This is a genomic window from Streptomyces sp. PT12 (assembly GCF_003311645.1).
Taxonomy (GTDB): Bacteria; Actinomycetota; Actinomycetes; order Streptomycetales; family Streptomycetaceae; genus Streptomyces.
This window is the reverse complement of record NZ_QEST01000159.1, coordinates 1-361: the sequence shown is the minus strand read 5'-3', so window position 1 is coordinate 361 and position 361 is coordinate 1. Positions and strand designations below refer to the sequence as shown.

1 pseudogene is annotated in these 361 nt (G+C 70.6%); it reads left to right on the top strand.

Going from position 1 to position 361, the window contains the following annotated elements:
- Positions 1–361 (top strand): annotated as a pseudogene (locus DEH69_RS17955) (alpha-glucosidase); the annotation flags it as partial.

The following is a 361-nucleotide window of genomic DNA, read 5'->3' as shown; positions in this document are numbered from 1 at the left end:
TTCCGCATCGACGTCGCCCACGGCCTCGTCAAGGCCCCCGGGCTCCCCGACATGGGCGACCCCGGCCAACTCCACCTGCTGGGCACCGAAATTCAGCCGTTCTTCGACCAGGACGGCGTCCATGACATCTACCGCTCATGGCGCGCCATCCTGGACGAGTACCCGGGACCCCGCATCGGCGTCGCCGAAGCCTGGACGGCGAACGAGCGGCGCACCGCGCGCTATGTGCGCCCCGACGAGCTGCACCAGGCGTTCAACTTCCACTATCTGCGCGCGCCCTGGGACGCCGCCGCGCTGCGCCGCGCCATCGACTCCTCGCTCGACTCGATGCGGCCCGTGGGCGCCCCATCGACATGGGTCC